The 25,914-nt window shown below is 44.7% G+C and carries 23 protein-coding genes; 8 read left to right on the plus strand and 15 right to left on the minus strand.

Going from position 1 to position 25,914, the window contains the following annotated elements; all coding sequences use genetic code 11:
• The 13 genes from ABIN91_RS09680 to ABIN91_RS09740 form a co-directional block, all read right to left on the minus strand.
• Window positions 1-1,219, minus strand: a 1,219-nt coding sequence (locus tag ABIN91_RS09680) for a glycoside hydrolase (RefSeq protein ID WP_348050891.1), incomplete at its 3' end; no start/stop codon positions are given.
• A 172-nt stretch (window positions 1,220-1,391) separates the two neighbouring features.
• Window positions 1,392-3,026 (minus strand): polysaccharide lyase, encoded by a 1,635-nt coding sequence (locus ABIN91_RS09685; RefSeq protein WP_348050892.1) that lies wholly within the window; start codon window positions 3,024-3,026, stop codon window positions 1,392-1,394.
• Between the two features lie 194 nt (window positions 3,027-3,220).
• Window positions 3,221-4,507, minus strand: a complete 1,287-nt coding sequence (locus ABIN91_RS09690) for a bile acid:sodium symporter family protein (protein ID WP_348050893.1) — start codon at window positions 4,505-4,507, stop codon at window positions 3,221-3,223.
• Between the two features lie 5 nt (window positions 4,508-4,512).
• Window positions 4,513-5,175 (minus strand): aspartate/glutamate racemase family protein, encoded by a 663-nt coding sequence (locus ABIN91_RS09695; RefSeq protein ID WP_348050894.1) that lies wholly within the window; start codon window positions 5,173-5,175, stop codon window positions 4,513-4,515.
• A gap of 1 nt (window position 5,176) precedes the next feature.
• Window positions 5,177-6,577, minus strand: coding sequence for a four-carbon acid sugar kinase family protein (locus ABIN91_RS09700; protein WP_348050895.1), 1,401 nt, complete (start codon window positions 6,575-6,577; stop codon window positions 5,177-5,179).
• Window positions 6,577-7,821 (minus strand): ribulose-bisphosphate carboxylase large subunit family protein, encoded by a 1,245-nt coding sequence (locus tag ABIN91_RS09705; protein WP_348050896.1) that lies wholly within the window; start codon window positions 7,819-7,821, stop codon window positions 6,577-6,579. Before ABIN91_RS09705 ends, ABIN91_RS09700 begins: the two co-directional genes overlap by 1 nt.
• A complete protein-coding gene (fucP, locus tag ABIN91_RS09710; protein ID WP_348050897.1) occupies window positions 7,822-9,123 on the minus strand; it encodes an L-fucose:H+ symporter permease in 1,302 nt (433 codons plus the stop codon). It lies immediately after the preceding gene.
• A 1-nt stretch (window position 9,124) separates the two neighbouring features.
• On the minus strand, window positions 9,125-9,571 hold the full coding sequence (locus tag ABIN91_RS09715) for a MaoC/PaaZ C-terminal domain-containing protein (RefSeq protein ID WP_348050898.1): 447 nt from the start codon (window positions 9,569-9,571) through the stop codon (window positions 9,125-9,127).
• 199 nt (window positions 9,572-9,770) lie between these two features.
• On the minus strand, window positions 9,771-10,844 hold the full coding sequence (locus ABIN91_RS09720) for a Gfo/Idh/MocA family oxidoreductase (protein ID WP_348050899.1): 1,074 nt from the start codon (window positions 10,842-10,844) through the stop codon (window positions 9,771-9,773).
• The gene (locus tag ABIN91_RS09725) at window positions 10,828-12,084 is read right to left on the minus strand and encodes an extracellular solute-binding protein (RefSeq protein WP_348050900.1); all 1,257 of its coding nucleotides are present in this window, start codon (window positions 12,082-12,084) and stop codon (window positions 10,828-10,830) included. The genes ABIN91_RS09720 and ABIN91_RS09725 overlap by 17 nt, the downstream gene beginning before the upstream one ends.
• The gene (locus ABIN91_RS09730) at window positions 12,081-13,223 is read right to left on the minus strand and encodes a CaiB/BaiF CoA-transferase family protein (protein WP_348050901.1); all 1,143 of its coding nucleotides are present in this window, start codon (window positions 13,221-13,223) and stop codon (window positions 12,081-12,083) included. The genes ABIN91_RS09725 and ABIN91_RS09730 overlap by 4 nt, the downstream gene beginning before the upstream one ends.
• On the minus strand, window positions 13,220-14,371 hold the full coding sequence (locus ABIN91_RS09735; protein WP_348050902.1) for a CaiB/BaiF CoA-transferase family protein: 1,152 nt from the start codon (window positions 14,369-14,371) through the stop codon (window positions 13,220-13,222). Before ABIN91_RS09735 ends, ABIN91_RS09730 begins: the two co-directional genes overlap by 4 nt.
• On the minus strand, window positions 14,368-15,531 hold the full coding sequence (locus tag ABIN91_RS09740; RefSeq protein WP_348050903.1) for an extracellular solute-binding protein: 1,164 nt from the start codon (window positions 15,529-15,531) through the stop codon (window positions 14,368-14,370). The genes ABIN91_RS09735 and ABIN91_RS09740 overlap by 4 nt, the downstream gene beginning before the upstream one ends.
• A gap of 679 nt (window positions 15,532-16,210) precedes the next feature.
• Between ABIN91_RS09740 and ABIN91_RS09745 the strand changes: the two genes are divergently transcribed.
• Window positions 16,211-16,384, plus strand: coding sequence for a DUF6496 domain-containing protein (locus ABIN91_RS09745; RefSeq protein ID WP_348050904.1), 174 nt, complete (start codon window positions 16,211-16,213; stop codon window positions 16,382-16,384).
• A gap of 30 nt (window positions 16,385-16,414) precedes the next feature.
• On the opposite strand, the gene ABIN91_RS09750 is transcribed toward ABIN91_RS09745, so the two are convergent.
• Window positions 16,415-16,663, minus strand: coding sequence for a helix-turn-helix transcriptional regulator (locus tag ABIN91_RS09750; protein ID WP_348050905.1), 249 nt, complete (start codon window positions 16,661-16,663; stop codon window positions 16,415-16,417).
• 159 nt (window positions 16,664-16,822) lie between these two features.
• Between ABIN91_RS09750 and ABIN91_RS09755 the strand changes: the two genes are divergently transcribed.
• Both ABIN91_RS09755 and ABIN91_RS09760 read left to right on the plus strand, forming a co-directional pair.
• Window positions 16,823-18,235 carry a glycoside hydrolase family 28 protein gene (locus tag ABIN91_RS09755; protein ID WP_348050906.1) on the plus strand — a complete coding sequence of 471 codons (1,413 nt, stop codon included), beginning with the start codon at window positions 16,823-16,825 and terminating at the stop codon, window positions 18,233-18,235.
• A gap of 4 nt (window positions 18,236-18,239) precedes the next feature.
• Complete coding sequence (locus ABIN91_RS09760) at window positions 18,240-19,535, plus strand: acetylxylan esterase (RefSeq protein ID WP_348050907.1); 1,296 nt, start codon at window positions 18,240-18,242, stop codon at window positions 19,533-19,535.
• 16 nt (window positions 19,536-19,551) lie between these two features.
• Here the strand turns inward: ABIN91_RS09760 and ABIN91_RS09765 are convergent, their stop codons facing one another.
• Entirely contained in the window at window positions 19,552-20,445 is an 894-nt protein-coding gene (locus ABIN91_RS09765) for an ROK family protein (protein ID WP_348050908.1), read from the minus strand.
• 135 nt (window positions 20,446-20,580) lie between these two features.
• Between ABIN91_RS09765 and ABIN91_RS09770 the strand changes: the two genes are divergently transcribed.
• The 5 genes from ABIN91_RS09770 (at window position 20,581) to ABIN91_RS09790 (ending at window position 25,910) form a co-directional block, all read left to right on the plus strand.
• Window positions 20,581-21,378 carry a sialate O-acetylesterase gene (locus ABIN91_RS09770; RefSeq protein WP_348050909.1) on the plus strand — a complete coding sequence of 266 codons (798 nt, stop codon included), beginning with the start codon at window positions 20,581-20,583 and terminating at the stop codon, window positions 21,376-21,378.
• 92 nt (window positions 21,379-21,470) lie between these two features.
• The gene (locus ABIN91_RS09775) at window positions 21,471-22,151 is read left to right on the plus strand and encodes a VWA domain-containing protein (RefSeq protein ID WP_348050910.1); all 681 of its coding nucleotides are present in this window, start codon (window positions 21,471-21,473) and stop codon (window positions 22,149-22,151) included.
• Entirely contained in the window at window positions 22,148-22,930 is a 783-nt protein-coding gene (locus ABIN91_RS09780; protein WP_348050911.1) for a PP2C family serine/threonine-protein phosphatase, read from the plus strand. Before ABIN91_RS09775 ends, ABIN91_RS09780 begins: the two co-directional genes overlap by 4 nt.
• On the plus strand, window positions 22,911-24,863 hold the full coding sequence (locus ABIN91_RS09785) for a protein kinase (RefSeq protein ID WP_348050912.1): 1,953 nt from the start codon (window positions 22,911-22,913) through the stop codon (window positions 24,861-24,863). The genes ABIN91_RS09780 and ABIN91_RS09785 overlap by 20 nt, the downstream gene beginning before the upstream one ends.
• Before the next feature lie 135 nt (window positions 24,864-24,998).
• Window positions 24,999-25,910, plus strand: coding sequence for a glycoside hydrolase family 25 protein (locus tag ABIN91_RS09790; protein WP_348050913.1), 912 nt, complete (start codon window positions 24,999-25,001; stop codon window positions 25,908-25,910).
• Window positions 25,911-25,914 lie beyond the last annotated feature (4 nt).

The raw sequence follows: 25,914 nt of genomic DNA on the forward strand, positions 1-25,914 counted from the left end.
CGATGTATGGGTGCCCGTTCATTTGCTGCGACCAGGCGTATTTATGCATATTATCATAAAACACCTGCGCCGTCATTTTACCATGATTGGTATAGTTGGTTAGCAAATTTGCTAAGCCTTTTAAATCCTGAGTAGTGGCATATGGCCAAACTGCACCATCCCACTCGCATTTACCTACGCCATGTGTACGGAATTTAGGGTGGCGTCTTTCGGCTGTGGTTAAACCCCATGGGGCGTTAAAGCCCGCGGTATCGATTAACTGATCCCATTGTGTTGCGTGTTGCGCATCATCGGCAGGCAGGTTAAAGTACCAGGGAATAAAACCAATAGCTTCGCGGGCATCGGATAACGTGCCGTTGGTGAATTTTACTTTATAGAATGACGCGCTTTGATCCCATAGTGCATCTACAATCTTTTTTAAACCCGCAGCTTTAATAGCATAATGTTTTTCCAGTGTATCGTTACCGGTGAGTTTGGCCATAGCTACCAATGCTTTGGCGTTGCCGTACATGTAGCTGTTGATAGTTGGACGAACGTTTTTATCCTTGCGGGAACCGCTGATGGACTCTTCCATAGCATCCTTTACATCATATTGCCAAAACGAGCCATCGGGTAATTGCCTTTCGGTTTCCCAGAGGCGGTAATCAGCATCTAAGGCCGGGAGGATACGTTTGATAAAGGCTTTATCCTGGGTAACCAGGTAATCGCTGTAAACGGCATCGTCAACCCAACTGCTAAAGCCGTGGAAATGTGGTTTGGTTTGTTTGGGATCTTCGAACAGCCAGAAGGAAACATAATCCTGAATGTAGCGCTTATCGTGCAACCAACGGCCCTCGTTAACCTGATGACCTAAGGCCGAGCTGATGGTGTTATAACTACCCGCGAATTTAACCGGGGTAATAAACTCGGTGAAAACAAAACCTGTTGGCGTTTTTACCAGATGCTTACGAAAGCTCCACCAGCGGTAATAATACATTTGCTCGATAGTGGTATCAGGGCATTCAAACAATGGGATATTTTGTGCTAACCAATTGTATGACTCGGCATTAGGTATAAAGTTTTTAACGGCTTCGGTATCTAATGAGTTGAAATAGGTGACGTATTTTTTAAGTTTGTGGAAGCTTAAAGTATGCTTTGAATTTTGCCCATAGCACACAGTTATGCCTGTAATTAAACACAGAATTACGCATAACGATATGGTACGTAAACATTTATTCATACAGGTGGTTGGTGATGGATTACTCACGTTTATACTAAATCAAAACTACCGTTATCTACGTGGTGATTATTGTAATATTTTCTCTTGATATAATACGATTTTACCATGTAGACAGGTCAAAAATTAAGCGGAAAGTAATTTACAATACTTTCCGCTCATAATATCATACAATTTATTTACTTAATGGTATTACTGTTTTTAATGGTACAAGGCTATTGAGGTAAATTTCGATGTTGGTATAACCTCCTCCATTTTTCGGGAACAGGGCAGCATCGGCAGCGCTTTTAGGATTTAAGCCGTGCTTGGTTTCATATTCATCAGGCATGCCATCGTTGTCACTGTCTTTGTAAGGGGTTCCTTTATATTCGGGGTAACCACCTACCTGGCTAATATCGGTTATGATACCTTGTTTGTAAGAATCATCTGGCAAACGGTGTTTTACCCACTTGCTGCCATTAGCGTTATCGGTATTAGGCACGTAGCTTATCTTCCCGGTTCTTACCTCTTCTATAATGCGTTTATCAACAGCATCGCGTTTGGGCAGATTAGCACCAACATTCTCCAATACATAATCATGAGCTTGCTGCGCTGTCAACATGGTTATTTTAGCCATAGGGAAAGGTGTGTTTACACGGATGCTATCGGTATAACGGCCAGCATCAGGCATTTCCTGGATCTGGATACCACCATCCCAGTTGTTTTTGGTTACCCGCTCATTGCCTTCCACAATGTTACCATCGGCGTATACTCGGCCAAATAAACCACGGTTTGATTTATCCCTGCCAGATTCTGGTTTTAATATGCGGTGACCTATTGGTTTATCGGTTGGTGTTATTGGACCGGGTTTGTAATAGTTGTTGATAAAATTGAACAACGATTTGTTATCGCCACCATCGGCACTGCGGTTCCACCAGTTGAAGATCACGTTGTTGGCAAAGCCAAAATCGCCATCCATACCTACTGATGGATTACGGGCAATGTTGTTGGCCCATAAATTACGCATAAATGTGCTGTTGCGGCCACCAATAGTGCTGCCAAAAGCATGGTTATAGGTATCTAAAGCTTCGGCAAACATGGAGTTTTGGATGGTTACGTTTACGGTTGGCAATTTATCGTGAGCGCCGGTACGATCATACACGTGGCGGTAGATGGACATAACCTCGTCTAATCCCCAACTTCCCGAAAGGTGATCTAACATGATATTGCCAACAGGGTTACCACCCAAACCATCATCCCGGCGGGTAACATCTGTAGCGCCTCTGCGGAAACGCATAAAACGCATCACCACATCGTGGGTATCGATCAGTACCGATTCGCCGGCAACACAAACGCCATCGCCGGGGGCGCTTTGGCCCTCAATAGTGATGTATGGCGCGCGAATGTTGATAGGCAATTTTAACTTGATAATACCAGCTACATTGAATACGATGATACGTGCCCCACCTTGTTCGCAGGCATCGCGCAGTGTGCCCGGGCCAGAATCGGCCAGGCTGGTTACTACAATAACCCGGCCCCCACGGCCCCCAAAGGAATATGCACCACCACCTTCGGCACCGGGGAACACGGGAATTTTTGCCTGTGGCAGATCAGAAGCCTTAGCTGCCCAGGGGATGAAAGGCTTACCTTCTTTTTTAATGATCACCATCGCTTTTTCAAAAGCCGCATCGGAGCGTTTTTTGTCAAGATTCAAAATTGAATCGGTTGTGGCTTGCATGGCTGGCGGTACGCGCGGATACTGCGCCTGCGCTTTGTGAACCGCACCTACTGAGCTTACAAAAGCTATAGCAGCAATTAGTTTTTTATTCATTTTTTAAAGTTATGATCAGTTTAAGGCATAGCATTTAAGCCCGCTATTTTGCCTGTAGCTTTTGTTAAAATTATATAAGAATACGATTAGGTTAATAATCTGATTCAAATATGCATGCAAATTGAAGGGATTTTATATAGGATTTTTCCTATATAATATACGATTTTAGCTTAGGGGACTAAGTAGCAACTTTATTACAATTGGGGTGGGTTATCGTCGACTGGTCGGCGCCTCCAGTAATTGGCTAAGATGGAGCCTGAAATATTCATCCAGGGGCTAAATACGGCAGCGGCGAGGCCAACGGTGGCCAATTTACCCATTGTTCCGGCTAAGCCAGATGCCATGCCACCATTTTGCAAACCGACCTCGAAAGCGATGGTACGGGCGGAATTTTTATCGAGCTTAAATAAGCGGCTCAACCAGTAGCCGAAGAAGTACCCGGCACCGTTATGAATTACCGATGCGAAGAAGAGCAACAGGCCAACATGCAGTAAATTATCGCGGCCGGCGGCGGTGGTAACCGTTGTGAAATAAACGATGCCAAACATAGATAGATATGGAATGTACTGATCTATTTTACGATAATTGAGATATAACTGGTGATAAACCGCGCCAACTAAAAACGCGCCAACCAAAAAGTTAAAAACCTCGGCAGATTGCAAGGTCGGTGCGGATAGATTTGCGCTAAACGAATGCCATATACCAAACGGTAAAAAGAGCATCCATAAAACACAGATGGCAGCTATGATATAAGTATTGCGCTTGCCTTTTGGGGACGCGTGTTTGAGATAATCGTGCAGAAAGGCGGCGCCGATGGGTACGATCACTATTTTGATGATCTCCATCATCATAGAAACGAATTTCACTTCTATAAGCGTTCCGGCCAGTAGCCTCATCAACAAAGGTGTTAAAAACGGGGCGGCTAATGTTGCCATTGCGGTTACCGTTACCGATAGTACCAGGTTTGCCCGGGCTAAGTAAACCATTACATTAGAAGCCAAACCACTTGAACATGAACCTATTAAAATAATACCAGCGGCAATTTCAGGATCGAAATGAAAGATCCGCGTAAGCAGAAATCCCATTAATGGCATGATGGAAAAATGGCAGGCTAAACCAATAAGAACTCCTTTACCTGTGCTTGCCAAGCCGGAAAAATCACGAATGCTCATTTGAATCCCCATGCCGAACATGACCATTTGGACGATGATGAGGATGAGCCATTTGTTGCGCAGATCAACACTCCCCCATTTTAAAAACGCATGCGGGTAGATCATAGCGGCAACAACGGCTACGATGATCCAGGCGGTATATTGATAATTTTTAAGGCTATCGAGAGCACCTATGCCTATTGCAAAAGAAACAGCGAGGCTAACAGCGGCAGGTTGCCAAATTGTGGGATCGGTAATGATCAATCCTATCAATAAAGCAATTAACGCGATACCACTTATACCCAAACAAAGCCGCTGCAATAGTTTCATGATCGTTAATTGATGATTGAGGCCAGGTATTTGATAGCGTTTGGCGGACTGGCAACTATGGGCACAATTTTGTCCGCTTCGCTCAATGTATCTACAACCCTTGCCATAGAGGCCTGGGCTAATAAAATCACATCTACTTTTTTAGATAGATCGCGTAATACATTGGCAACCAATGCATCATGCGTTGCACTATCGCCGCTCATTAATGCTTCGAAAGCGCCATCGCATACCTGCGAGGTGAGTTCTATTTCTTTCCCGGCCAGGGCAGCACGGCGTTTAACCAGATCGCTTGTAGGCTCTAAGGTTGTTGATAGCGTTGCAATTACGCCTATACGTTTGCCTGTTTGTACGGCCAGATCGGCCATTGGCTGGTCTACTCTTAAAACTGGTACACCGGCTACCTCGGCAGCGGCCTCAACAGCAGCACCGATAGATGAGCAGGTAACCAAAATATAATCGGCACCGGAGTCTTCGGCAGAAGCTACATAATCGGCCACGCGTTTACTGATGGCCGGGGTTAGTTCGCCGCGCTCGCGGATGTTTCTGACCAAGCTATCATCAACAATATTAAATGTGGTTACACCCGGTAAATATTCTTTACAAAGTTGCTGAAACACAGGGATAAGCGTTGCCGATGTGTGGATGAGGCCTAATGTTTTTGATTTCATGTTATATAGTTGATTCGCCGTTAAGCACTAATTCAAAATAATTTTCGGGGCCAACTTGTCCGCCTTTAAAGTTGACTTCAATGTTATGCGCAGCCGAATCAGGCGCGTAGGCGCGGCACAAAGGCGCACCGGGAGTTACCGGGGCTATCATTTCAACAGCCTCTATCCCCATGGTTCGGGCTACGTAGCTTGAGGTATCGCCACCGGCAATTACCAATCGCTGTAAATGCAAGGCTTCGGCCACCCCTATGGCAATGTAGCCCAAAGTTGCTCCGTAAAGCTGGGCTGTTTTAATAGCGATATCCTTTTCTTTAATGCCCCGTTTTTTGAAAGCTTTATGCGTTTCGGGGATGCGGGGATCATCAATACCTACGCTGGTATGCATAATGACGTGCAGGCCCATGTTGATATAAGCTACAGCCAGATCAATATAGCCGTGAATGGTTTTATAAATACCTGATGTGGCGGCAATGGCAGCTGTATCAATAGATATGGGGGCGAAACCTTGTTTTACCGCGTATTCAATTTGACTTGCCGTTACCGGCGAACAACTGCCTGATACTACCAGCATTGTTTCGGCTTTACCAACGGGGGCCCACTTTACTTTAGATTGTACCATACCATGTGTTTTCCAGTATTTGCCTAAGGCCATTTCGATACCGGATGAACCGATGGAAAATAAAGGCTTGGGCTTGGTAGCGTATTTACTGATCAGCTTTGCTATGGGCAGCAAATGCGAATCGTACATGGCATCAAAAAAGACGATCTTTTTACCGGCTTCTACTTCTTGGTTTAATTTTTCGCGGGCTTCATCTTCGGGTAAGGCAACGGTTAAAATATCTACCAAGCCAATGGGTTGAGAAGTTTGCTTGGCCAGGTGCAGGCGCAGGTCGCTTTCATCGGCCGGGGTGGTTGGATGCTTGCTCATGGACGGGTGCCTGTCCAGCCGAAAAATATCGCCATTGCTGCCTATCCCCATACGGGCATACAAATTACCAAAGGCACAATACCTGCCTAAAGCCGGGGCTGCAACTAATACGGGTATAAATGGAGCATTGAATATTTTAGCGCCCATATCGGCGGCTTTACCTATGCTACCAATATGAGGGGAGGAATCAAACGTGGAGCAAACTTTATAATGCACGTGCGGTACACGCAGATCTTTCAGAGCCGAGAAAGCGGGCAGTAATTCCTTTTCCATTTCATCGGGCGTCATGGAGCGGGTTAGCCCGGCTATGCCTATGGCCTGTAAACCCTCGTAGCGGGAAAGCTGATCGGGCGTTGGGGCTTCGATGAACAACACGGTTTTAATACCGGCGCGGGTTAAAAACTCCATGGCATCGGTTGATCCGGTGAAATCATCGCCGTAATAAGCCAGTAAAAGGTTGTGCTTATTAGCCATTATTTGGTCCCGAATTTTTCTACTGATTTTGCAAATTCAGGATATTGTTTTGCGGCATCCTGTAAAGTTAAACCGTTAACGGCCCCCTCCCACGCTTGTTGCAAGGCCACTACCCCGCCGCCCGGACCATCGGGATGAGCCATGATGCCACCGCCTGCCATGTATAACAGATCGGTAGTTTGGGTGCGACGGTAGGTTTCAAATGCCTGCCCACCCCATTGGCCCGATGATACTACAGGGAGTACCGTTTGGCCTTTGAATAATGGTTTAAGACATGCTTCTATTGATTTGACCACGGAATCATCGGACTCCCAGAATTTATTTTGGATGCCGTTAACGTGGAGCTGATCAACCCCTGCCAATCGCCATAATTTTTGATAGGCGGGAAACTCTATCCCCAGCAATGGGTGACGGTTTAACATGCCCCAGCCGTTACGGTGGCCGTGGATTACCAGTTGGTCCTGATCGCAGATCTTTTTTGTGGCGGAAAGGCCAACGCTGTTGATGCTGACCATAGCGCAGGTGCCACCTGCTTTTACAATATAATCGTAACGGGATAGCATGCTGTCGACCTCGTCGCTGATGTTGAAGGCATACATTACTTTTTTGCCTGTTTTATCGGCATGAGCGTTGATAACGTTCATGATGGCATCAACCCTGTCTTCAAATTTGGAGTTGGCCGATGATGACAGCAATTCATCATCTTTAATAAAATCGATGCCCGCTTCGGCTAAGGTTTTAACCAATTGGGCCGTTTGCTGTGGCGACATGCCAATGCTGGGTTTGATGATAGTCCCGATGAGGGGGCGGTCGGTTACACCAACACTTTTACGGCTTCCGGCTATACCAAAACGGGGGCCGGTGAAATGTTCGCCGTAACTTGGTGGCAATTCAATATCCATTAGCTTTAGGCCAGTAAACTGGGTAATCTCGTACAAATTACCTTGCAGGGTGGAAACCATTACAGGCAGGTTGTAGCCAAAGTTTTCTATAGACCATGATACCTCGATATTGGCACGATGATACAAACCATCTTTGGATGTTGCTCCGGGGATGGCCGGCTCTGTTACAGACTCTAAGGATGTGATACGCTCAACCCTTGCTGCAAAGCGTTGTTTTAGCTCTTCGGTTTCGCCGGGAACGGCTACGAAGGTGCCCGATGATTGCTCCCCGGCTAAAACCTGCGCGGCTTTTTCTAAGGCGTAAGGTGTTTCTATATAGTATTTGGCAGTAATTCTTTCCATTTAGGCGATAGTCTTTTTGATCTTATATCCGCTGATGCCAAAATACAGAATTACTATGAAACAAATCAAGGGGATAATGTACCCTTTTTGAATATTATCGCCACTAAAATCAATTACTGTTGCCATGATGTAAGGGATTACCGCGCCACCTACTATGGACATGACCAGCCATGATGAACCGGGTTTGGTATCATCGCCAATACCATCGATACCCAATGCAAATATGGTTGGGAACATGATGGACATGAAGAAACCAATAGCGCCAAGACAATACACCACATACGCGCCTTTGCCTAAAATAGCTACGGCACAAAGCACAACCGATATGACGGCGTAGATTGCAAGCAATTTATTTGATGTTATAAAGCGTAAAAAGAAAGTACCTGCAAAACGGCCACCTGTGAATAACAATCCGTAAGCGATGAGGTAATCGGCAGCGGTTTTCTCATCAAATCCGGCTCCTTGTTTGGCCATCCTGATAAAGAAACTGGTTACACATACCTGCGCGCCAACATAAAAAAACTGGGCAACTACCGACCATGATAAGTGCCTGTGTTTTAGCGCACCAAAAAAGTTTCCACCTGCGGTTTCTTCCTTTGATATGTTTTTGATCTCGGGAAGGTTACTGAAATAGAATAATATAGCAACGGCAATTAAAATGCAGGCTAAAATGATGTAAGGTAACTTTACAGCCGATGCTTCGCCCATTAAATAGCTTAGGCGGTTGGTATCCGTCATGGCGGCCATTTGATCTTTTGTGTATTCTTTGCCCGAAAGGATAAATAGTTTACCGATAAGCGGGCCTGCTATTGCCGCTAAGCCATTGAACGATGCCGCCAGATTTAAACGGAACGTTGATTTAGCAGGATCGCCTAATACGGAGGCGTAAGGGTTAGCGGCGGTTTCTAAAGTTGCCAATCCACAACCGATGATGAATAGGCCACCTATAAACAGACCGTATTCTAATGTATTGGCAGCTGGTACAAATATCAGCGCGCCACAAGCGAACAGTACCAGGCCAATAATGATGCTGTTTTTGTAACCGAACCTTTTTAGCAGCATACCAGCGGGTATGGCCATTACAAAATAGGCGAAAAACACAGCCATATCAATATAGGTTGATTGGCGATTGTTTAGCTGACATGCCTTTTTGAGGTGCGGGATCAGTATGGAATCGAGATTGTGGGCTATCCCCCAAAGGAAGAACAGGCTACAGATCAGGATAAAGGGCAGCAACAATGATTTTCCTTTAAGTTGTGATTCGTCGATAGTGCCTTGTGCACCGGTGCTGATGTTGGCCATTTTATGAGTTTGCTTTTTTAACGAGTAATAAATGATCGCACACAACCACAACTTCGCCGTGCTGATTGATGATCTCGACGTGCTCGGTTACGGTGCCGTATTCGGGCTTTTTAGCTTCGGATTTTTCGGAAATGGTGATCTCGGAGTGGATGGTATCGCCAATGAAAACGGGTTTTACAAAGCGTAGTTTATCGTAGCCTTTTGAGAAAGCTTCGGGGTTGATCTCGGAAGCGGTTAGTCCGATACCGATGCTGAATATCATGGTTCCGTGGGCTATGCGTTGTTTAAAGGGTTGGGTCGCGCACCATTCGGCATCCATATGGTGTGGGAAGAAATCGCCTGTATGGCCCGCATGTACCACAAAATCGGTTTCGGTAATGGTGCGGCCAAAGGTTACGCGTTTATCGCCTATGGTGTAAGCTTCGAAGAAGGTGGATTTGAAGTACATGTTGGTTTGTTGGTTGATTAGTTGTTTAGTTGATTGGTGGTATGGTCATTATTTATGTCATTGCGAGGTACGAAGCAATCGCGAACTATACAGGGCGAATATGCATAATCGCTCTGCCTCCGTGCGATTGCTTCGTACCTCGCAATGACAAGTTTGATATTTTTTTACATCTTCCATCTTACCTGATACATTTTACATTTCACTCAAATCTCTCCGCTACCACAACTCCGCCGTTATCGCTTGAGTGATATGCGCTTTCTACTACGGCCATTGTTTTGATTAGGTCTTCTACGCTGGTTGGCAGTATGTTTGTTTCACCGTTTTTGTAGCGCATCAGGCTGCTCATGGTTCCTATGAATGCATCGGGAAACCAGGAGCCTTCCAGTTGGATCTCTTTCCACTCGGGAGCCTTGCCTTCTTCTATGATGCAGTATTCAAATTTATCGGGTACGCCGTGGGGGTAATCCATTAATAAACCCATGCGGGCTTTGATGGCTCCTTTGGTTCCCTCCCATTTGATGAAACTTTCCTGGTTGTGGGGGCCGAAGGAATGATCGTGATTGGTGTTGATCACGGCGTGCATGGTATCGCCGTAATCAAATATAATGGTTGAGCGGGATGATGATAATGTTTTAGCCGGGTGTTTTAAAGTTTTGGCCATTACGGTTTTAGGATCGCCCAGAAAAGAACGCATCAGGTCGATGTAATGGATGCTATGGTACTGGATCTCTAAACGTGGGTGCACCATTACGTGCGGGAATAATTCCCAGGGAGTTTGGAGCGTTACGCGGACCTCCATATCGTATAATTCGCCGATAAGGCCTTGTTCTATCATGTAGCGGGCCGCGCTTACATAAGGCGCAAAACGGAGCTGGCAATTAATGGCCGCAGCGAGGTTTTTACGTCGGCAAACTTCGAGTATTTGTTTACTTTGCCAAAAATAATCGCCCATGGGTTTTTGGATGAGTACGCCGGCACCATCGGGCAGTTGTTCGAGTGTTTCGACGAATTGCTCGGGCATGATGGTGATATCGTAAACGGTGTTGGTTGGCGAATTAGCAACGGCCTCCGCAACGGTATTGTATACGTTGGGGATGTTCCATTCGGCGGCGAGTTTTTCGGCTTTGGGGCGGGTGCGGTTGGTGATGCCCATTACGTTGAAGCCCGCTTTTTTGTAAGCTGGTAAATGCGCGTCGCCAACTATGCCACCCGCGCCTATGATGACTATGGGTACCGGATTTTGAGGCAAGATGGGTTTATAAGGTATCTGCATGATATACAGGTTTATCTAATTCGCTAATTTGTTGCTGGGCCTGGCTGAGCAATAGCTCAACAGGTTTATTGGTATTAATGGCTTGCAGCACAAGATGATCAATTATTTTGGCTATTTGCGACCAGTTGCTTTTTTGTGGCAATGAACGTGCGGACTGGTGCAGTTGCTCCAACTTGTGGTAATATGGTATAATGGCGTTGATACCACCATCAACCCAGGTTGAGATACGGCAACCTATGCCACCTTCGAGGGTGAGCAGTTTATCGTTGCGTGCGCTGGTAGCATGGCGGATAAAATCATAAGCAACCTGTTTGTGTTTACTGCCTGAACCTAAGGTATAGAGCCAATAAACGTTTAATGAGGCAGATTCGTTGCCCACGCTGTGTGGGATATTGGTGATATCCACCTTGTATTTTACCCGGGACTCGTCGATCACTTCGCACATGGATGCGAAGCCAAACCAGTTCACCATCATGGCGGCTTCGCCACGGGCGAAGGCCATGCCCGCCTGTACAGATTCGTACTGCATGGTTTGCGGGTGGGTGGCTTGCTTATCGCGAAGGATATCGCGGTAAAAAGTTAAACCTTCTAAAGCTGGCTGGGTGTTGATATTGATCAGGCCGTCAGTATCGGTAAGGTTGCCGCCGCGTGTCCAAAGTTGCAAGCAGAAATCAAATACGGTGTTGTGGCCATCGGGTAAACCGGCGAATACTGTTCCGTAAAGGTTGTCTTCGGGGCGGTGGAAGAATTGGGCTATGGTTTTGAAATCGTCCCATGTAGCGGGTGGCTGTAATGGTTTGCCATGTAACTCGTGGAAGCGTTTAATTTCTTTGCTATCGGTAAACAAGTCCTTGCGGTAGATGAGGCATTCGGGGCCATCGTGGAATGGTAAGCCAGCTATCGATTCACCAAATTGCTGCATGCCTAGTAGCGAACTGCTCCAACCTAAAGGATAGTTTTCGGGCGGATTTTTTGCGATGTAGGGTTGCAGGTTTTCGACAGAGTTACTTGTCCAGGCTTCGTATAGCCAGTCGGTTACTACGTGTGCTATGTCCCAATCACCATTTTTTAAGCCTTCTTTTTCTAAGATAGCAGCATGCAGATCGTCCAGATCCATGGGCACCATTTCGGCTTTCAGGGAGCATCCTGTTTCGGCACAAAAGCCGTCCCATAACTTTTGCAAAGCACTTTCAAAAGGGCCAAATTTACGGACGGCTATTCTAATCGTATCGCTGCTCATGCTTTGTTTATCAGTTGGTTTATAATGGTGGCATTATCCTCGCCTAATTTTGGTGAACCTTTCGGGGAGGTGAATAGTTCGCCATCTATCCGGATGGGGCTGCGGGTGGTTTGGTATTTAAAACCATCGCTCATGATTACGTTTTGCAACATATCAAGCGAAGTGAATCCCTCGTGCTGCATTAACTTATCCCAGGTTAACACATCGGCACACCAGATATCCGCTTTTTGCAAAATATCCAGCCAATGATCGGTTGTATTAGTTAGCAGGTGATTTGCAAGGATCGCTTTGATCTCATCGCGCTTGTGGAAGGCTTCGGATACATCAGTGTAAACCAACATGGCTTCGCAGCCTAATAAAGTACCCAATTGGGGGATTGAGCCCATAGCTAAGGCCATGTAGCCGTTGCCGGTTTTATAGATCCCGTAAGGTGCACCTAAATAGGCATGGGCGTTATTATTTTCGGAACGTTCGGGTAGTTTACCATCGTAGTAATAGGTGGTGATGGCTTCGAACTGGAAATCGATAGCCGATTCGAGCATGCTGACTTGTACTAATGCACCTTCGCCACTGATGGTTTTGCGGAGCAGGCAAGCTAATATGCCTTGTGCTAAATGGTTGCCAGCCAGCATATCGATAATGGATAAACCCATCGGTACCGGTCCGCCAGCGTTGCCACTTAGCCAGGTTAAGCCGGTTAAGGATTGTAATAACAAATCCTGACCGGGTTTATCTTTCCAGGGGCCCTCGTTGCCGTAGCCGGATATTTCACCGTAGATTACGGTGGGGTTTTGTTTTTTTACCGATTCGTAATCAAAACCTAAACGTTCCATTACACCAGGGCGAAAGTTGTGCATTACTACGTCGGCTTGCTTTACCAGTTCCCATATCTGGGCCTTGTCGGTTTCGTTTTTAATATCGGCTGCGAAGCTTTCTTTATTGCGATTGATGGCGTGAAACACAGATGATTCGCCATTTATGATGACGTTGGATGTGTAGAGGTGGCGGCAGATATCGCCGGTGCCGGGTTTTTCCATTTTGATAACGCGCGCGCCTAAGTCGGCCAGTTTTAACGCGGCTGATGGGCCCGACAGGAACTGGCTAAAGTCGATAACCAAATAATCTTCCAGTGGTTTCATATCAGGTTAAATTGAGCGTTAATTGAATCGGTTTGTGTGCCGGGGCGCGGGGCGGCGACATCTGAATATAATTTTTGACCATTGATACGGATGGGGCAACGGGTTGTGGTAAGGCTGCTGCCATCGGGCAATTTAACCTGTTGTTGCATGCCTGTTACTTTATAACCTTCGTGTTGCAGGGTTTGCTCGTAAGTTAAAACTTCGGAACTCCAGATGCCTGCCGATTCAAGTTTGGTTAGCCATTCGGCAGTTGTTTTTTGTTTGATCTGATCGCCTAACAAGGTCATGACCTCGTCGCGATGGGTGAACCAGGATTCCTTTTCGGGATATAAGGTTTGCAGATCAATACCGATAGCCTCTCCTATTTTAAACAGATCGCCCATGGCTAATGATAAATAACTATCGGCGGTTTGGTAAATCCCGTAAGGCGCGCTTAAATAGGCATGGCCGTTGCCCTTTACGCTGCTGCGTTGTGGTAATTGGCCGCCGTCGTTTAAATAAGTTGTGATTACTTCGAACTGTAAATCGAGCACGGACTCCATCAAACTAACTTCGACAAGTGAAGCGGTGTTGGTTTTTGAGCGTTTAATTAATGCGGCCAAGATTCCTTGTACAAAATGCGCACCGCAGATCATATCGGCTGTAGCCAGACCAAAGGGAACCGGGCCATCATTGCTGGTGCCGGATAAATAAGCTAATCCCGATAAGGATTGGATCAATAAATCCTGGCCGGGACGTAATGCCCATGGGCCCTTTGTGCCGTAGCCTGTTACTACACCGTAGACAATACGGGGGTTAATAGCCTTAATGGAATTGTAATCCAGACCTATTTTCTCCATTACGCCGGGGCGAAAGTTGTGGGTTATAACATCGGCTTGTTTGATCAATTTTTTAACACGTTCCAGATCTTCGGGATCTTTCAGATCGGCGGCGTAGGATTCTTTGTTGCGGTTGATGGTGTGGAACACCAAACTATCGCCGTTGACGAAGATGTTCCGGATAGCAATCTGACGGCCTGCCTCGCCTTTTACCGGGCGTTCAATTTTGATGACACGTGCGCCAAGATCGGCCAATCGCAGCCCTGCTGTGGGGGCCGCCATAAACTGGGCAAATTCCAGCACCAATAAGCCTTCGAGTGGTTTCGTCATGATGCCTGTACCTTTTGTTTTGATTGGAGATACAGTTCGTCCATCGCTTTCAGTACTTCGCGCTCATCGCCGCCATTCATTAAATAATCGCGCACGATATCGCCGGCATGATCCTGAAAGAACATGTGACCGAAGTAGCGCGGGCGCAGGTATGCCCGCTGTAAGGCAGGTAAAGTATTGCTGAAGTAGTTGTGTGTTAACTGATTGGTGGCGGCATCCGTCCAGGCGGTTAAATGGCCCGGTTGGCCGCCGTTATCGGTGTATAAACCTTGCTGGCATTGCGGTGAAGCTACATATTGGGCATATTGCATGGCTACATCAATGTGCTTGCAATTTGATGAAACGGCGATACCTGTACCACCGAGCGAGCTGCGGAGATTGGTTTTGCCATCCACAGTTACCATATCATGAAAATGCAGCAGCCTGCGGGCGTAGCCATTGCGCGAATAGTTTGAATAGCCGTAAGCGAATGGGCAATAGGCTATATCATCGCTCAAGGTCATGGTTTCATAAATTTGTATAGGGTTTTTATTGAAACATGATGGGTCGATATTTTTGGCTAATTCGCGATAGAGTTGTAAGGCTTTGATGCCTGTTGCTTCGCTGATCACTTGATCTTGTTGCTGACATGGGTCTTCGCCTAAGGAGCAGCAGAAGGTGTAGAATGTCATTAACGAATCTATGGGTATCGCCGGAAAGGCTACCAGGCCTTTTTTGGCGAGGGCCAGTAAATCGTGGTAAGTTTTGGGTAATGATAGGCTGTGTTTTTGGAGCAGATCGGGTCGGCTGGATGCTACGGGTGTGGCGGCATCAATGGCTAATGCCCATTGGTGCCCATCGTAAGCATAGCTTTCGTAGGAATGGCCTACGGTATTTGTTTGCTGATCCTGCAAAAAATCAGCAGATAAGTATTTGTCGAATGGTAGTATTGAACCTGTTTTGGCGGCGAAGCCTGCCCAGGGATGATCGATCACCAAAAGATCATACCGCTCTGCCAATTGCTGGATGGAAAGATCGGCAAATTGCTGTAGTGAGCGTTTCTCCCAGGTGATGTTTACCGAAGGATTTAATTCGGAAAAACGTTGCGCGGTTGCTACCATTGGGGTAAAGCCGCGGCTGTGATTCCAGGTTATTCCTTTGAGTATGATATGATCAGACATGTATGTTATGGTTTGGCCCGGTTAAGCTTTAAAGATAGAAAACCGGGATATGTTTATTACAGCCTATACGGCCGGTAATTGGTTATTTGCTGCTAACAAATTTACTTTAGATGGCATTAACCATGTTATAGAATTTGTGCAAGCCATTGTACTATGTTAGCATGAGTATAAGGAAATGGGGTATTTATTACTATAATATTGATGAATCGATATGGCTTTTCATCGGGATATATTTGGTTAAGAGTAGAAAAATGACGATATTGTAGGGAGGAAGACTCAGGAGCCAAGATGCAAGAATCAAGACTTTAAATACCCCAAATTTACCCTGTATTTTTTGAAAGACCCAAGAGCCAAGGTGCAAGAATCAAACCTTGAAATACACCCATAAATACCCATAATTTATTATTTAAGTTATTGATATTATGCGGGTTATTAACTATCATAAAATTATGAAATTGATAATCAGGATTTAAAAGTTTCGTAAAAACACCCATAAATCCCCATGTGTTTATGACATTCCCGTCAGGATGCGTTATCAAAATGATAATTTGAGGAAAGACTCAGGAATCAAGATGGAATCAGGACTTGAAAAATACCCACTTAACCCATGAGTGTTAAAATTGAATAAACCGAATGGCTTTTTTATTGTTATAAATTTATTAACCAATAATTAACAACCATGGCAAAGTATTCAGAAAAAGCTCAGGATAAGGTAGAAAAAACCATGCACGAGATGAAAGAGGGTACGCTAAAAAGCGGGAGTGGCAAGAAGGTGACTTCGAAAAAACAGGCGGTGGCTATAGGTTTATCTGAAGCCCGGAAAGAGGGCGCTAAAGTGCCTAAGAAAAAATAACAACTAAAGCTGGTGAATCTGTCGCCAGCTTTAGTTCGCTCCAATAAACAGTATATCTTCTGTTTTGATGAGGGTTATGACATCGATCTCCAAAATTTCGGCGATGTTGAAGAGTCTGCTTAGTGTTATATTGCTGTAGCCTAATTCTATCTTACTGTAGGCGTTTTGAGAAATTCCGAGTTTGGCAGCCAGATAATCCTGAGTGTAGTTTTTGAGCTCGCGTATTCTGCGAATGTTGGCTGCTATGGCTTTGGTTTTAGAGTCGCTTTGTGATTTCATACTATATAATGGCATATAAACGAAATTTGATTAACCCTGGTTTTTTTATCGGGAACGATTGCACAGTTTATTTAATTTATTTGTTGCCATTAATTAACAAACTTGTATAATTGACTAACAATTAACCAATTAATTACACCCGTAATTTTTGTATTTTAAATGAACAAACGCCGCAATTTTATTAAGCAAGTTGGCCTGGGCCTCATTGCTACCCCGGTAATATCAATGGCAAAGGGCATTAGTATTGATGAACATATTAACTATCCGGCTGGCAATCATATAGCTCATCAAAAGTCAAACCTCAATAAACTCACTTTAAATGTGTGCGATTTTGGAGCTATTGGCGATGGCAAAACAAAAGACACCGCAGCCATACAGCAAACTATTGACAGATGCGGTGTTTTAGGGGGTGGCACAGTTATATTACCCGAAGGCAATTATCTTACAGGATCGGTACAGTTACGATCAAACGTAACGCTGCACCTTGCTCAGAACGCGGTTATTACAGGTTCGCCAGAATTGAAGGATTATCCGGTTATGCAGGTTAGATGGGAAGGCAAATGGATACCCGGTTATGCAGGTTTGATATATGCCGTAGGCGCCCGAAACATTGGAATATCAGGACCAGGAAAAATAGCGGGCAGCCCGCTTGTTGGCGGCAGACCTAATGCAGAGAACCCATTACGCCGCCCGGCTTTGATTGAACCCATTGATTGCACAGGGGTTAATTTTGATGGTTTTTCAACCGAGTATCACCTCATGTGGTCTATTCATTTAACGTACTGTGATGATGTACATATTAAGAACCTGCACATCCGCAGTACCGGCGGGAACGGTGATGGTATTGATGTAGACTCGTGCAGGCGCGTAATTATTGAGGGCTGTGATATTGCCACGGGTGACGATTGCATCTCGTTAAAATCGGGTCGGGGTATGGAAGGTTATACTTTATTACGCACTACCGAAGATGTACGCATTAGTAACTGCACTTTTGCCGATTCTATATTCGCCTGTATAGGTATAGGCAGCGAAACATCGGGCGGGATACGTAATGTACATATTGAGAATTGCAAGTTTACAGCAGCTAAAACATTCGCCCTTTATATCAAAAGCCGTGTTGGCCGCGGTGCTTTTGTTGAAGATATTACAGTGAACAACATCGAGGTATCGGGCATGGGTGGTGGCTTGCTGCGTTTTAACCTTTCGGGAAGCGGTTTGCAGGATCAGGTACCTGTACCGGGAGACGAGGGTATCCCCACTACCCGAAATTTCAGTTTCACCAACATTAAGGTAACAGATGTACCGGTGCTGGTTGATGGTACCGGTATTCACCCCAATAAACCGCTGGTTGGTTTTACCTTAAGCAACGTGAGCGGCACGTGTGCAAAAGGCATAACATTAGCTAATATTAAAAATGCAAACATCAGCAATATTAATGTAAGTGGGTATTCTGGCAGTTTGATGGGTATTAACAATGTAAAAGGAACCGGACTTAAAGAAGCTATCGAGATCACTGCTCCTAAATTTATTGAACCCATAGCTGCAAATAATCCTGTTTATCAATTACATTAAGATCATGAAAATACCTGTTGTATTATTAGGGTTGATATCCTTATCGGGATATGTATCCGGCCAAACCGCACCTGCGAAGCCATTGGCTACAACGGTAGCTGGCATACCTGTAAACTATGATGAAGATAAAGTTGGTACTTATACCCTACCCGATGTTTTGACTTTAAAGAACGGTAAAAAGGTAAGCAGTAAACAAACCTGGATAAATGAACGCAGGCCAGAAATACTTGGATTGTTTGAAGAATATCAATTTGGTAAAATGCCGGCCAAACCCGCTGATATGAGTTTTAATGTGTTTGACAAAGGTACGCCGGTATTTGATAACAGGGTTACACGGAAACAGATCACGGTATATTTTACTAAGGACACGACAGATCATAAAATGGATATTCTGGTTTATCTTCCCGCTAAGGCTACCAAACCTGTACCACTTTTATTGATGATATCGTTTTCGCCAAACTCGAGCATGTCGCCACTGGATGCTGGTGTGAAAGTTGGTTTTATGTGGGACAAAAATGGCAACAGATTACCTGCAGCTAAAACCGGCTTTGGTAAGTTGGATGTGGAAAAGTTCACTTCGGAAGGTTATGGGCTAGCCACCATTTACTATGGTGATATTGAGCCTGATTTTAAATTGGGCTACAAGCATGGTATTAGAGGTTATTATCTTAAACCAGGAATGAAATATCCGGCAGATAACGAGTGGGGAGCAATATCTGCCTGGGCATGGGGATTGAGTCGGGCGATGGATTATTTTGAAACCGATAAACAAGTGGATGCCAAACGTATCGCGCTACAGGGTGTATCCCGCTTAGGCAAAACGGTACTTTGGGCGGGCGCGCACGATACCCGCTTTAAAATGGTTATTGAAAGCTGCTCGGGTGAGGGCGGCGCTGCTATCAGCCGGCGTAATTATGGCGAGAATATTAAACACATGACGGATACAAGCCGTTATTTTTATCAGTTTGCGGCTAACTGGCATAAGTACTCTGATGATTTTAACGCGTCGCCAGTTGATGCGCACCTATTGGTTTCGTTAATGGCACCACGTTATTTGTTGATGCAAACCGGGGATACAGATTATTGGTCGGACCCGAAGGGTGAGTTTTTAGCCACTACTGCCGCTGAACCTGTTTACAAATTATTTGGTAAAAATGGCCCTGGCAAAAGCCAATGGCCCGCAGCCAGTGATACCAGTTTAACTTACCGGCCATTAGGTTATTATATGCACAAAGGCGGCCATGGCACTGTGCCAAGTGATTGGGATATTTATCTCAACTACATTAAGCGGTTTTTATAAACCGCTTTCAGCATGGTTAAACCCAATGTTGTTCCAACTCGGTTTGCCAGCAACTCGCGGCTCCCATTATGGCGGCATTTTCGCCGAGCTTAGATATAACTACAGGGATATCAATGTGGTGCTGTGATAAAGATTTAAGCAAATGCGATAAAAACAAAGGTGATGCGTTAGTGATGTTCCCACCTAAAATAATCACTTCCGGATTTTCTGCCGCTACAAATGAGGCTATAAATAAACCCAGATTACTGGCAAACTCTTTAAAAACAGTTTTAGCAGAATCTGATTGGGATGCAATATCTTTAAGTGCCTTAACATCCAAAATATTGATGCCTGATAGTTCAAAATAGCGCTTAACAAACCAGCGCGTAGAAATATAATCTTCGGCTATGCCTTCTTTAAACTTAGAATCCCATAATTCTCCATCTTTAGCTATACCATTGTTATATATGGCCGTACCTAAGCCAGTACCCAAAGTTAAACCAATGACTCGTTCATAATTTTTGCGGGTGCCAGCAAACACTTCTCCCCTTAAAAATGCGGCGGCATCGTTAAGCATACGGATATTTTCGGCCTCAATGTTCAATTTGTCAGCCAATAGTTCTTTCATATTCAATCCGTATAACGAATCGTATTTGTTATTGCCACGGATGTAAGAGATCCCTTTATCATAGTCAAATGGCCCGGGCATAGCGATACCAATACGCGGAATTGCAATACCCGCTTTTTGGCACACGCCTTCAATAGCCTCGGCCCACGATGTGATGAGGCCTTCGCTTTCGCTCCATGAATTTACATGAATACGATAGTAAGATTGATTAATGATTTTTTTAGCAGTCAGATCAACTAACGCGAGGGTGATGTGCGATCCGCCAATATCAATACCTAAAACTACGTCTTCGGCTATTTTCATGATGAAGTTGTTTGAATAAGTCTTTAAAAATAATAAATTGATTCAGTAAATCGACAATCGATGCTTAAAAGAGTCATAGTAATTAAGCTTGATATTTATAGCTTTGTCTATCATCCTCACATCTATAAAACAAATATGACTATCCTTAAAAAAACGTTCCCGATAGGTATTATCACGATGGTGATGATGATTGCAAACCTGCACGCGCAAACTAACATGGATAAAAAATTAGACCTGTATATATTGGTAGGTCAAAGTAACATGGCAGGCCGTGGCCCCATTACTCCCGAGATAGCTAATGAGCATAACGACCGTGTATATATGTTCACTAAAGACCAGCAATGGGTAATTGCCAAACATCCGTTGCATTTTGATAAGCCCAAAGTTTCGGCAGTTGGTCCGGGTTTAACTTTTGGCATTGCTATGGCACAGGCTTATCCTAAAGCTAATATTGGCCTGATACCTTGCGCCGTTGGGGGCACACCTATTGAGCATTGGCAAATAGGCGCGTTTGATAAGGCAACCAATACCCACCCTTATGATGATGCCGTTGAACGGATAAAGGCCGCCATGAAATATGGAGAAGTAAAAGGCATTATATGGCACCAGGGCGAATCCAACAGTGGCGGCGAAAAACCAAAGCTATATCTGGCTCAGTTGAGCGAATTAATACAAAGGTTCCGTGCTTTAGTTGGCAATAATGATGTGCCCTTTATTGTGGGCGAATTAGGCCGTTACCGCCCAGCATATGCGAATATCAACACAGAACTGGCCAAAATACCAACAATATTTCCGTATACTGCCGTAGCTTCTTCGGAAGGCTTGGTTCATAAAGGAGATACAACGCATTTTGATGGCGCATCGGCACAGGAATTAGGCAGGCGCTTCGCGGCAAAAATGCTGGAGGTACAAAAATCGATCAAGAAAAAGTAAGCAGCATGGTCAAAAACATCATTGCCCTATTACTTTTGACGATAAAATTTTAAGTAATTTAATACCTTTAAGGCTTTAAATATTAAGCGATAATGAGTACAGATGACTATATATCGTTTGAGCAAATACCCTTTGGCTCAGACGACTTTGCGAACAATCCCGAATCCAGATGCCCGTGCATGTTACTGCTGGACACTTCCGGCTCGATGGGTGGCAAACCGATCCAACAGTTAAATGAAGGCATACAAACCCTCAAGAACGAACTGATCCAGGATTCCCTGGCCTCTAAAAGAGTGGAAGTGGCTATGATCACTTTCGGACCAACCAAACTTGAGTCTGACTTCACTACTGTGGACAATTTTTATCCCCCGCAACTGGCGGCAGAAGGTGATACCCCAATCGGATCGGCAATCACGATGGGTATCGAATTGATCAACCAGCGTAAACAGGTTTATAAAGAAAACGGCGTTGGCTATTATAAACCCTGGATAATTTTGATCACCGACGGCGCACCTACTGATAACTGGGCAAATGCTGCTCAACTGGTTCGCGAAGGAGAAGAAAAAAATGCTTTCGCCTTTTTCGCCATTGGTGTGGAAGACGCTAATATGGATACCCTGAGCAAGATAGCAGTCCGCTCCCCCATCAAACTCCGTGGCCTGATGTTTAAAGAATTTTTCCTTTGGCTGTCTTCTTCCATGAAAATGGTATCCAGCAAAAACCCCGGAACTACAACACAATTATTGCCCCCATCGGGCTGGGGCGAAGTATGATCTGGAAGGTTATCGGTCAAAGTGTTATAGGTACTTCGCATATCCAGTCTGGCAAAGGCTGTGAAGATGCCGTTCTTTATCAACTGGTAGACCTTGCTGATGAGGAACAAGCATTGATATGTTTGATAAGTGATGGTGCTGGCAGCGCGCAATTCGCGGCAGAAGCATCTCAACTTACTGTCCAAAAAGGTGTATCCATTTTGGCAGATTGGATAGCTATTGAGAAGATTATAGATGAGGCTGCAATGACGGAACTGGCGGAACTCCTTTACGATCAACTGAAAGTGACAGCAGAAGAGCGGGATGTTCCGCTCAATGAGTTCTCCTGCACTTTGTTAGGCTTCGTTATCTTACCTGATCAAGCCTGCTTTTTACAGATAGGCGATGGCGCGATTGTTAGAGACGATGGCAATGGTAACTTCATGCACCTTTGGTGGCCTCATAATGGCGAATATCAAAACACGACTGCTTTTTTGATCGATGACCCTAATTTATCACAGCTCAAAATGAAAGTGGTTTACGAGACGGTTACTGAGGTCGCTATTTTTAGTGACGGTTTGCAAATGCTGGCGCTAAACAATGAAACGGAAAGCGTACATCAGCCCTTCTTTGCCGATCTATTCAAGGTACTCCGCATGACCAATAGCCCGGAACATATTGATATCCTTAATAACAGGTTATCCGCTTACCTGTCTGGCGAAGCGATCAATAACCGGACAGACGATGATAAAACCTTATTAATAGCGACGAGGCTAAACGATGGCAGGATCGGTTTATAGCGGCTTAAAAGGTCAACGCTATGTTGCAGGACGCCAGATTGGTGAAGGTGGCGAGGGTACGATATACGAGGTACAGGGTAGTTTTGACCTTGTGATCAAAGTGTATAAAGAAAAGATAGACAGGGATAAGGAAGAGAAGCTGATCTATATGGTTGCCATGGCAGTACCCGAACTGCTCAAATTTGCAGCATGGCCAACGGATGTGATCCGCGATAACAGCGGTAAGATAGCTGGTTTTACCATGAAAAAACTTGTGGCTTTTGTTCCGCTCCATATGCTGTTCAGCCCTATGGATAGAAAAAAGGTATTTCCGGATAAAGGCTTTAACTTTTTGATCCATGTAGCCCGCAACCTGGCTACCGCATTTTACCATATCCACCGATTGGGTATTGTAGCGGGCGATGTTAACGAGGCCAATATATTGGTTAGCAACACGGGAATGGTTGCCTTGATCGATTGCGATTCATTCCAGATTCAAAACGGGAGCCGATATCATTTTTGCGAGGTTGGGATACCCCGTTATACCCCCCCGGAGCTATTGGAAAAAGGCTCCTTTGATAAGGTGGTACGTACGGTGAATACCGACTCTTTTTCACTTGCCACGCTTATCTTCCAATTGCTTTTTTTGGGACGCGCGCCCTTTACAGGAATTAATTTAAGCAAAGAGGACTTTGAAGAAGAAAAAGCGATAAAGTTGGGAGAATTTGCTTACTCATTAAAAAGAGCCAACAAAAAACTTCACCCGGCTAAATACAGCCTTGACCTCAAAAGCTTCACACCTGGCTTGATCAACTCCTTTCACGAAGCCTTTGAGAACCGCATTGACAGGCCTACACCTAAACAATGGGTGATAGATTTGGATGCCTTAAGCCAGGAGATGAGGGTGTGTGATCGTTCGGTTCTTCATTTTTATCCACGGAACCTGTCCAAGTGCCCTTGGTGTACATTTAAAGATGATTCGGGGATCATTTATTTCTTTGACGATTCACATTTGCGTATCCTACCGGAGCTACACAACATTGAACAATTTATTAATGGCTTTAGGTTAGAAAAGATCGAGATCCTAAAACTGGCGGAAACCTTTGTATCGGGCACATTGAAAGCGGCACCCATTGATCCGAAATTCCGAAAATTTCACAATCAAGGCATTGCTGTATTATTCATTACTATTTTGCTATCCATCAGCTTATTTTTCGTCCTCTCCTTCTGGTCGTTGATGTTGGGGTTTGTATTCTTATTGTTCTATAATCGATTTTCGCGATCCAAAAAAGAATTAAGATCGGAACTCAAAAAGAGAAAAGCCACCTACGAAAACTTAAGATCAAATTTCCGGGCATTGGTTGTTAAGCATAACGAGCCATCTGAATTGAAAAAGTACAACCAGTCCACCGCAAAATTTTCGGGATTGATCACCAAATTGAGAAGGCTGCCCGAGGACCTGATCATCCGTAAACGAAAGATCGAAGAAAACTACTATAACATCAAATACCAGTTATTCCTGCAACAATTTAATATCCAGGATTATTCCATCCCGGCTTTCGGACCAGCTAAGAAACAGCTTATCCAAAAAAACGGCATCAGCACCGCTGCCGATATCGGGAAGCTAAGATCTATCAAGATACCGAATATCGGCCCCAAGAACATTCAGATCTTGTTCGACTGGCAAAGGCAAGTTGGCGCTGGCTTCGTATATATCCCCGATACGGCATCTATTGACCGGGATGTGAGCTTTGCTGCCGGCGAAATATTCGTAGAGAAGCGACAATTACAAAACGCAATTAACCAGGAATATCAAGGCCTCACAGCGCTTCGCGAAAGTATTATCACGCTGACCGAACGCCTGGAAAAACAATATGTAGCTCAGGGGAACAAACTTTATCAAGCCGAGCAAGACTTGAAGGCTTTTCAAAAATTAAGTAATACCTGGTTTTAAATTACCAAAAAGGTTGTAGTACCGTATTGCTTTAGCTATTTTCGAAACGTTCATGAAAGCTATCATTACCGACCGCCCAACGCTTACAGTTAGAAACTCAGTTTATCAATCTCGGGAGAAAGTGGGGTTAAACTATTGAAAACACCACCGCGCAAAACTACTGCTGCCAGTTATAAAGCCGAGATCAAAAAAAACGCGGCTGTGCTCAAACCTCCCGTCAAACGAAAACCTGCGGCGGCAAAAAGAACCAAAAAACGTAGTTATAGAGGTTTAAGAATATCGATTGCGATATTCATTTTAATCATAGCCTCTCCTTTTTATTACCGATACATCACATCCGGATTTACCGCTGCCTGGCACTGGATCAATGATATTGGTGAGGATAGTAATTACCGGCATTACAAAAGTTTTAACATCCATGTATCCGAAAAATACAGTATTCATGGTATTGATGTATCATATGCTCAAGGTAAGATAGATTGGCCACAGGTAAAAGCGATGGAAGAAAACGGGCTGCGCATTAGTTTTGTGTTTATCAAAGCAACCGAAGGTGAACAATTTGTAGATTCGTTTTACCAGCGCAACTGGCGCGAAGCTGCTAAAAACGGTTTTACTTGTGGTGCCTATCATTTTTTCAGGCCAGAAAAAAGTGGAAAGCTACAAGCTCAACTATTTTTAAAAACTGTTAAACTGGAGCAAAATGATCTACCTCCTGTAGTGGATATTGAAAAGCTGGATGGCGTGTCTCCGGAGCATATGCGGGTTGAACTGAATGAGTTTTTCAAAGTGGTGCGTCATAAAACCAGGGTTAAACCCATTATTTATTCAGGTCTGAGTTTTTATCGCGATTACCTGAAAGGCCATTATGATGAGTATCCCTTATGGATAGCCCATTATGATAAACCCGAAGACAACATTAACGCGGCCGGCGATTGGCGATTTTGGCAACACTCTAGCCAGGCTACGGTTAATGGCATTCACCACGCGGTAGATTTTGATACTTTTAAAGGTGATACGACATCTTTTAGACAGTTGTTAATACATTAGTGAT

The organism is Mucilaginibacter sp., from assembly GCF_039921305.1.
GTDB lineage: Bacteria > Bacteroidota > Bacteroidia > Sphingobacteriales > Sphingobacteriaceae > Mucilaginibacter.

Coding starts and splice junctions, on each gene's coding strand:
- ABIN91_RS09755 (WP_348050906.1), top strand. CDS start 16,823: ATGAACAAACGCCGCAATTTTATTAAGCAAGTTGGCCTGGGCCTCATT.
- ABIN91_RS09715 (WP_348050898.1), bottom strand. CDS start 9,571: ATGTACTTCAAATCCACCTTCTTCGAAGCTTACACCATAGGCGATAAA.
- ABIN91_RS09745 (WP_348050904.1), top strand. CDS start 16,211: ATGGCAAAGTATTCAGAAAAAGCTCAGGATAAGGTAGAAAAAACCATG.
- ABIN91_RS09730 (WP_348050901.1), bottom strand. CDS start 13,223: ATGAAACCACTGGAAGATTATTTGGTTATCGACTTTAGCCAGTTCCTG.
- ABIN91_RS09700 (WP_348050895.1), bottom strand. CDS start 6,577: ATGGCTAATAAGCACAACCTTTTACTGGCTTATTACGGCGATGATTTC.
- ABIN91_RS09720 (WP_348050899.1), bottom strand. CDS start 10,844: ATGCAGATACCTTATAAACCCATCTTGCCTCAAAATCCGGTACCCATA.
- ABIN91_RS09690 (WP_348050893.1), bottom strand. CDS start 4,507: ATGAAACTATTGCAGCGGCTTTGTTTGGGTATAAGTGGTATCGCGTTA.
- ABIN91_RS09735 (WP_348050902.1), bottom strand. CDS start 14,371: ATGACGAAACCACTCGAAGGCTTATTGGTGCTGGAATTTGCCCAGTTT.
- ABIN91_RS09765 (WP_348050908.1), bottom strand. CDS start 20,445: ATGAAAATAGCCGAAGACGTAGTTTTAGGTATTGATATTGGCGGATCG.
- ABIN91_RS09775 (WP_348050910.1), top strand. CDS start 21,471: ATGAGTACAGATGACTATATATCGTTTGAGCAAATACCCTTTGGCTCA.
- ABIN91_RS09785 (WP_348050912.1), top strand. CDS start 22,911: ATGGCAGGATCGGTTTATAGCGGCTTAAAAGGTCAACGCTATGTTGCA.
- ABIN91_RS09685 (WP_348050892.1), bottom strand. CDS start 3,026: ATGAATAAAAAACTAATTGCTGCTATAGCTTTTGTAAGCTCAGTAGGT.
- ABIN91_RS09770 (WP_348050909.1), top strand. CDS start 20,581: ATGACTATCCTTAAAAAAACGTTCCCGATAGGTATTATCACGATGGTG.
- ABIN91_RS09705 (WP_348050896.1), bottom strand. CDS start 7,821: ATGGAAAGAATTACTGCCAAATACTATATAGAAACACCTTACGCCTTA.
- ABIN91_RS09740 (WP_348050903.1), bottom strand. CDS start 15,531: ATGTCTGATCATATCATACTCAAAGGAATAACCTGGAATCACAGCCGC.
- ABIN91_RS09760 (WP_348050907.1), top strand. CDS start 18,240: ATGAAAATACCTGTTGTATTATTAGGGTTGATATCCTTATCGGGATAT.
- ABIN91_RS09780 (WP_348050911.1), top strand. CDS start 22,148: ATGATCTGGAAGGTTATCGGTCAAAGTGTTATAGGTACTTCGCATATC.
- ABIN91_RS09725 (WP_348050900.1), bottom strand. CDS start 12,084: ATGAGCAGCGATACGATTAGAATAGCCGTCCGTAAATTTGGCCCTTTT.
- fucP (WP_348050897.1), bottom strand. CDS start 9,123: ATGGCCAACATCAGCACCGGTGCACAAGGCACTATCGACGAATCACAA.
- ABIN91_RS09750 (WP_348050905.1), bottom strand. CDS start 16,663: ATGAAATCACAAAGCGACTCTAAAACCAAAGCCATAGCAGCCAACATT.
- ABIN91_RS09695 (WP_348050894.1), bottom strand. CDS start 5,175: ATGAAATCAAAAACATTAGGCCTCATCCACACATCGGCAACGCTTATC.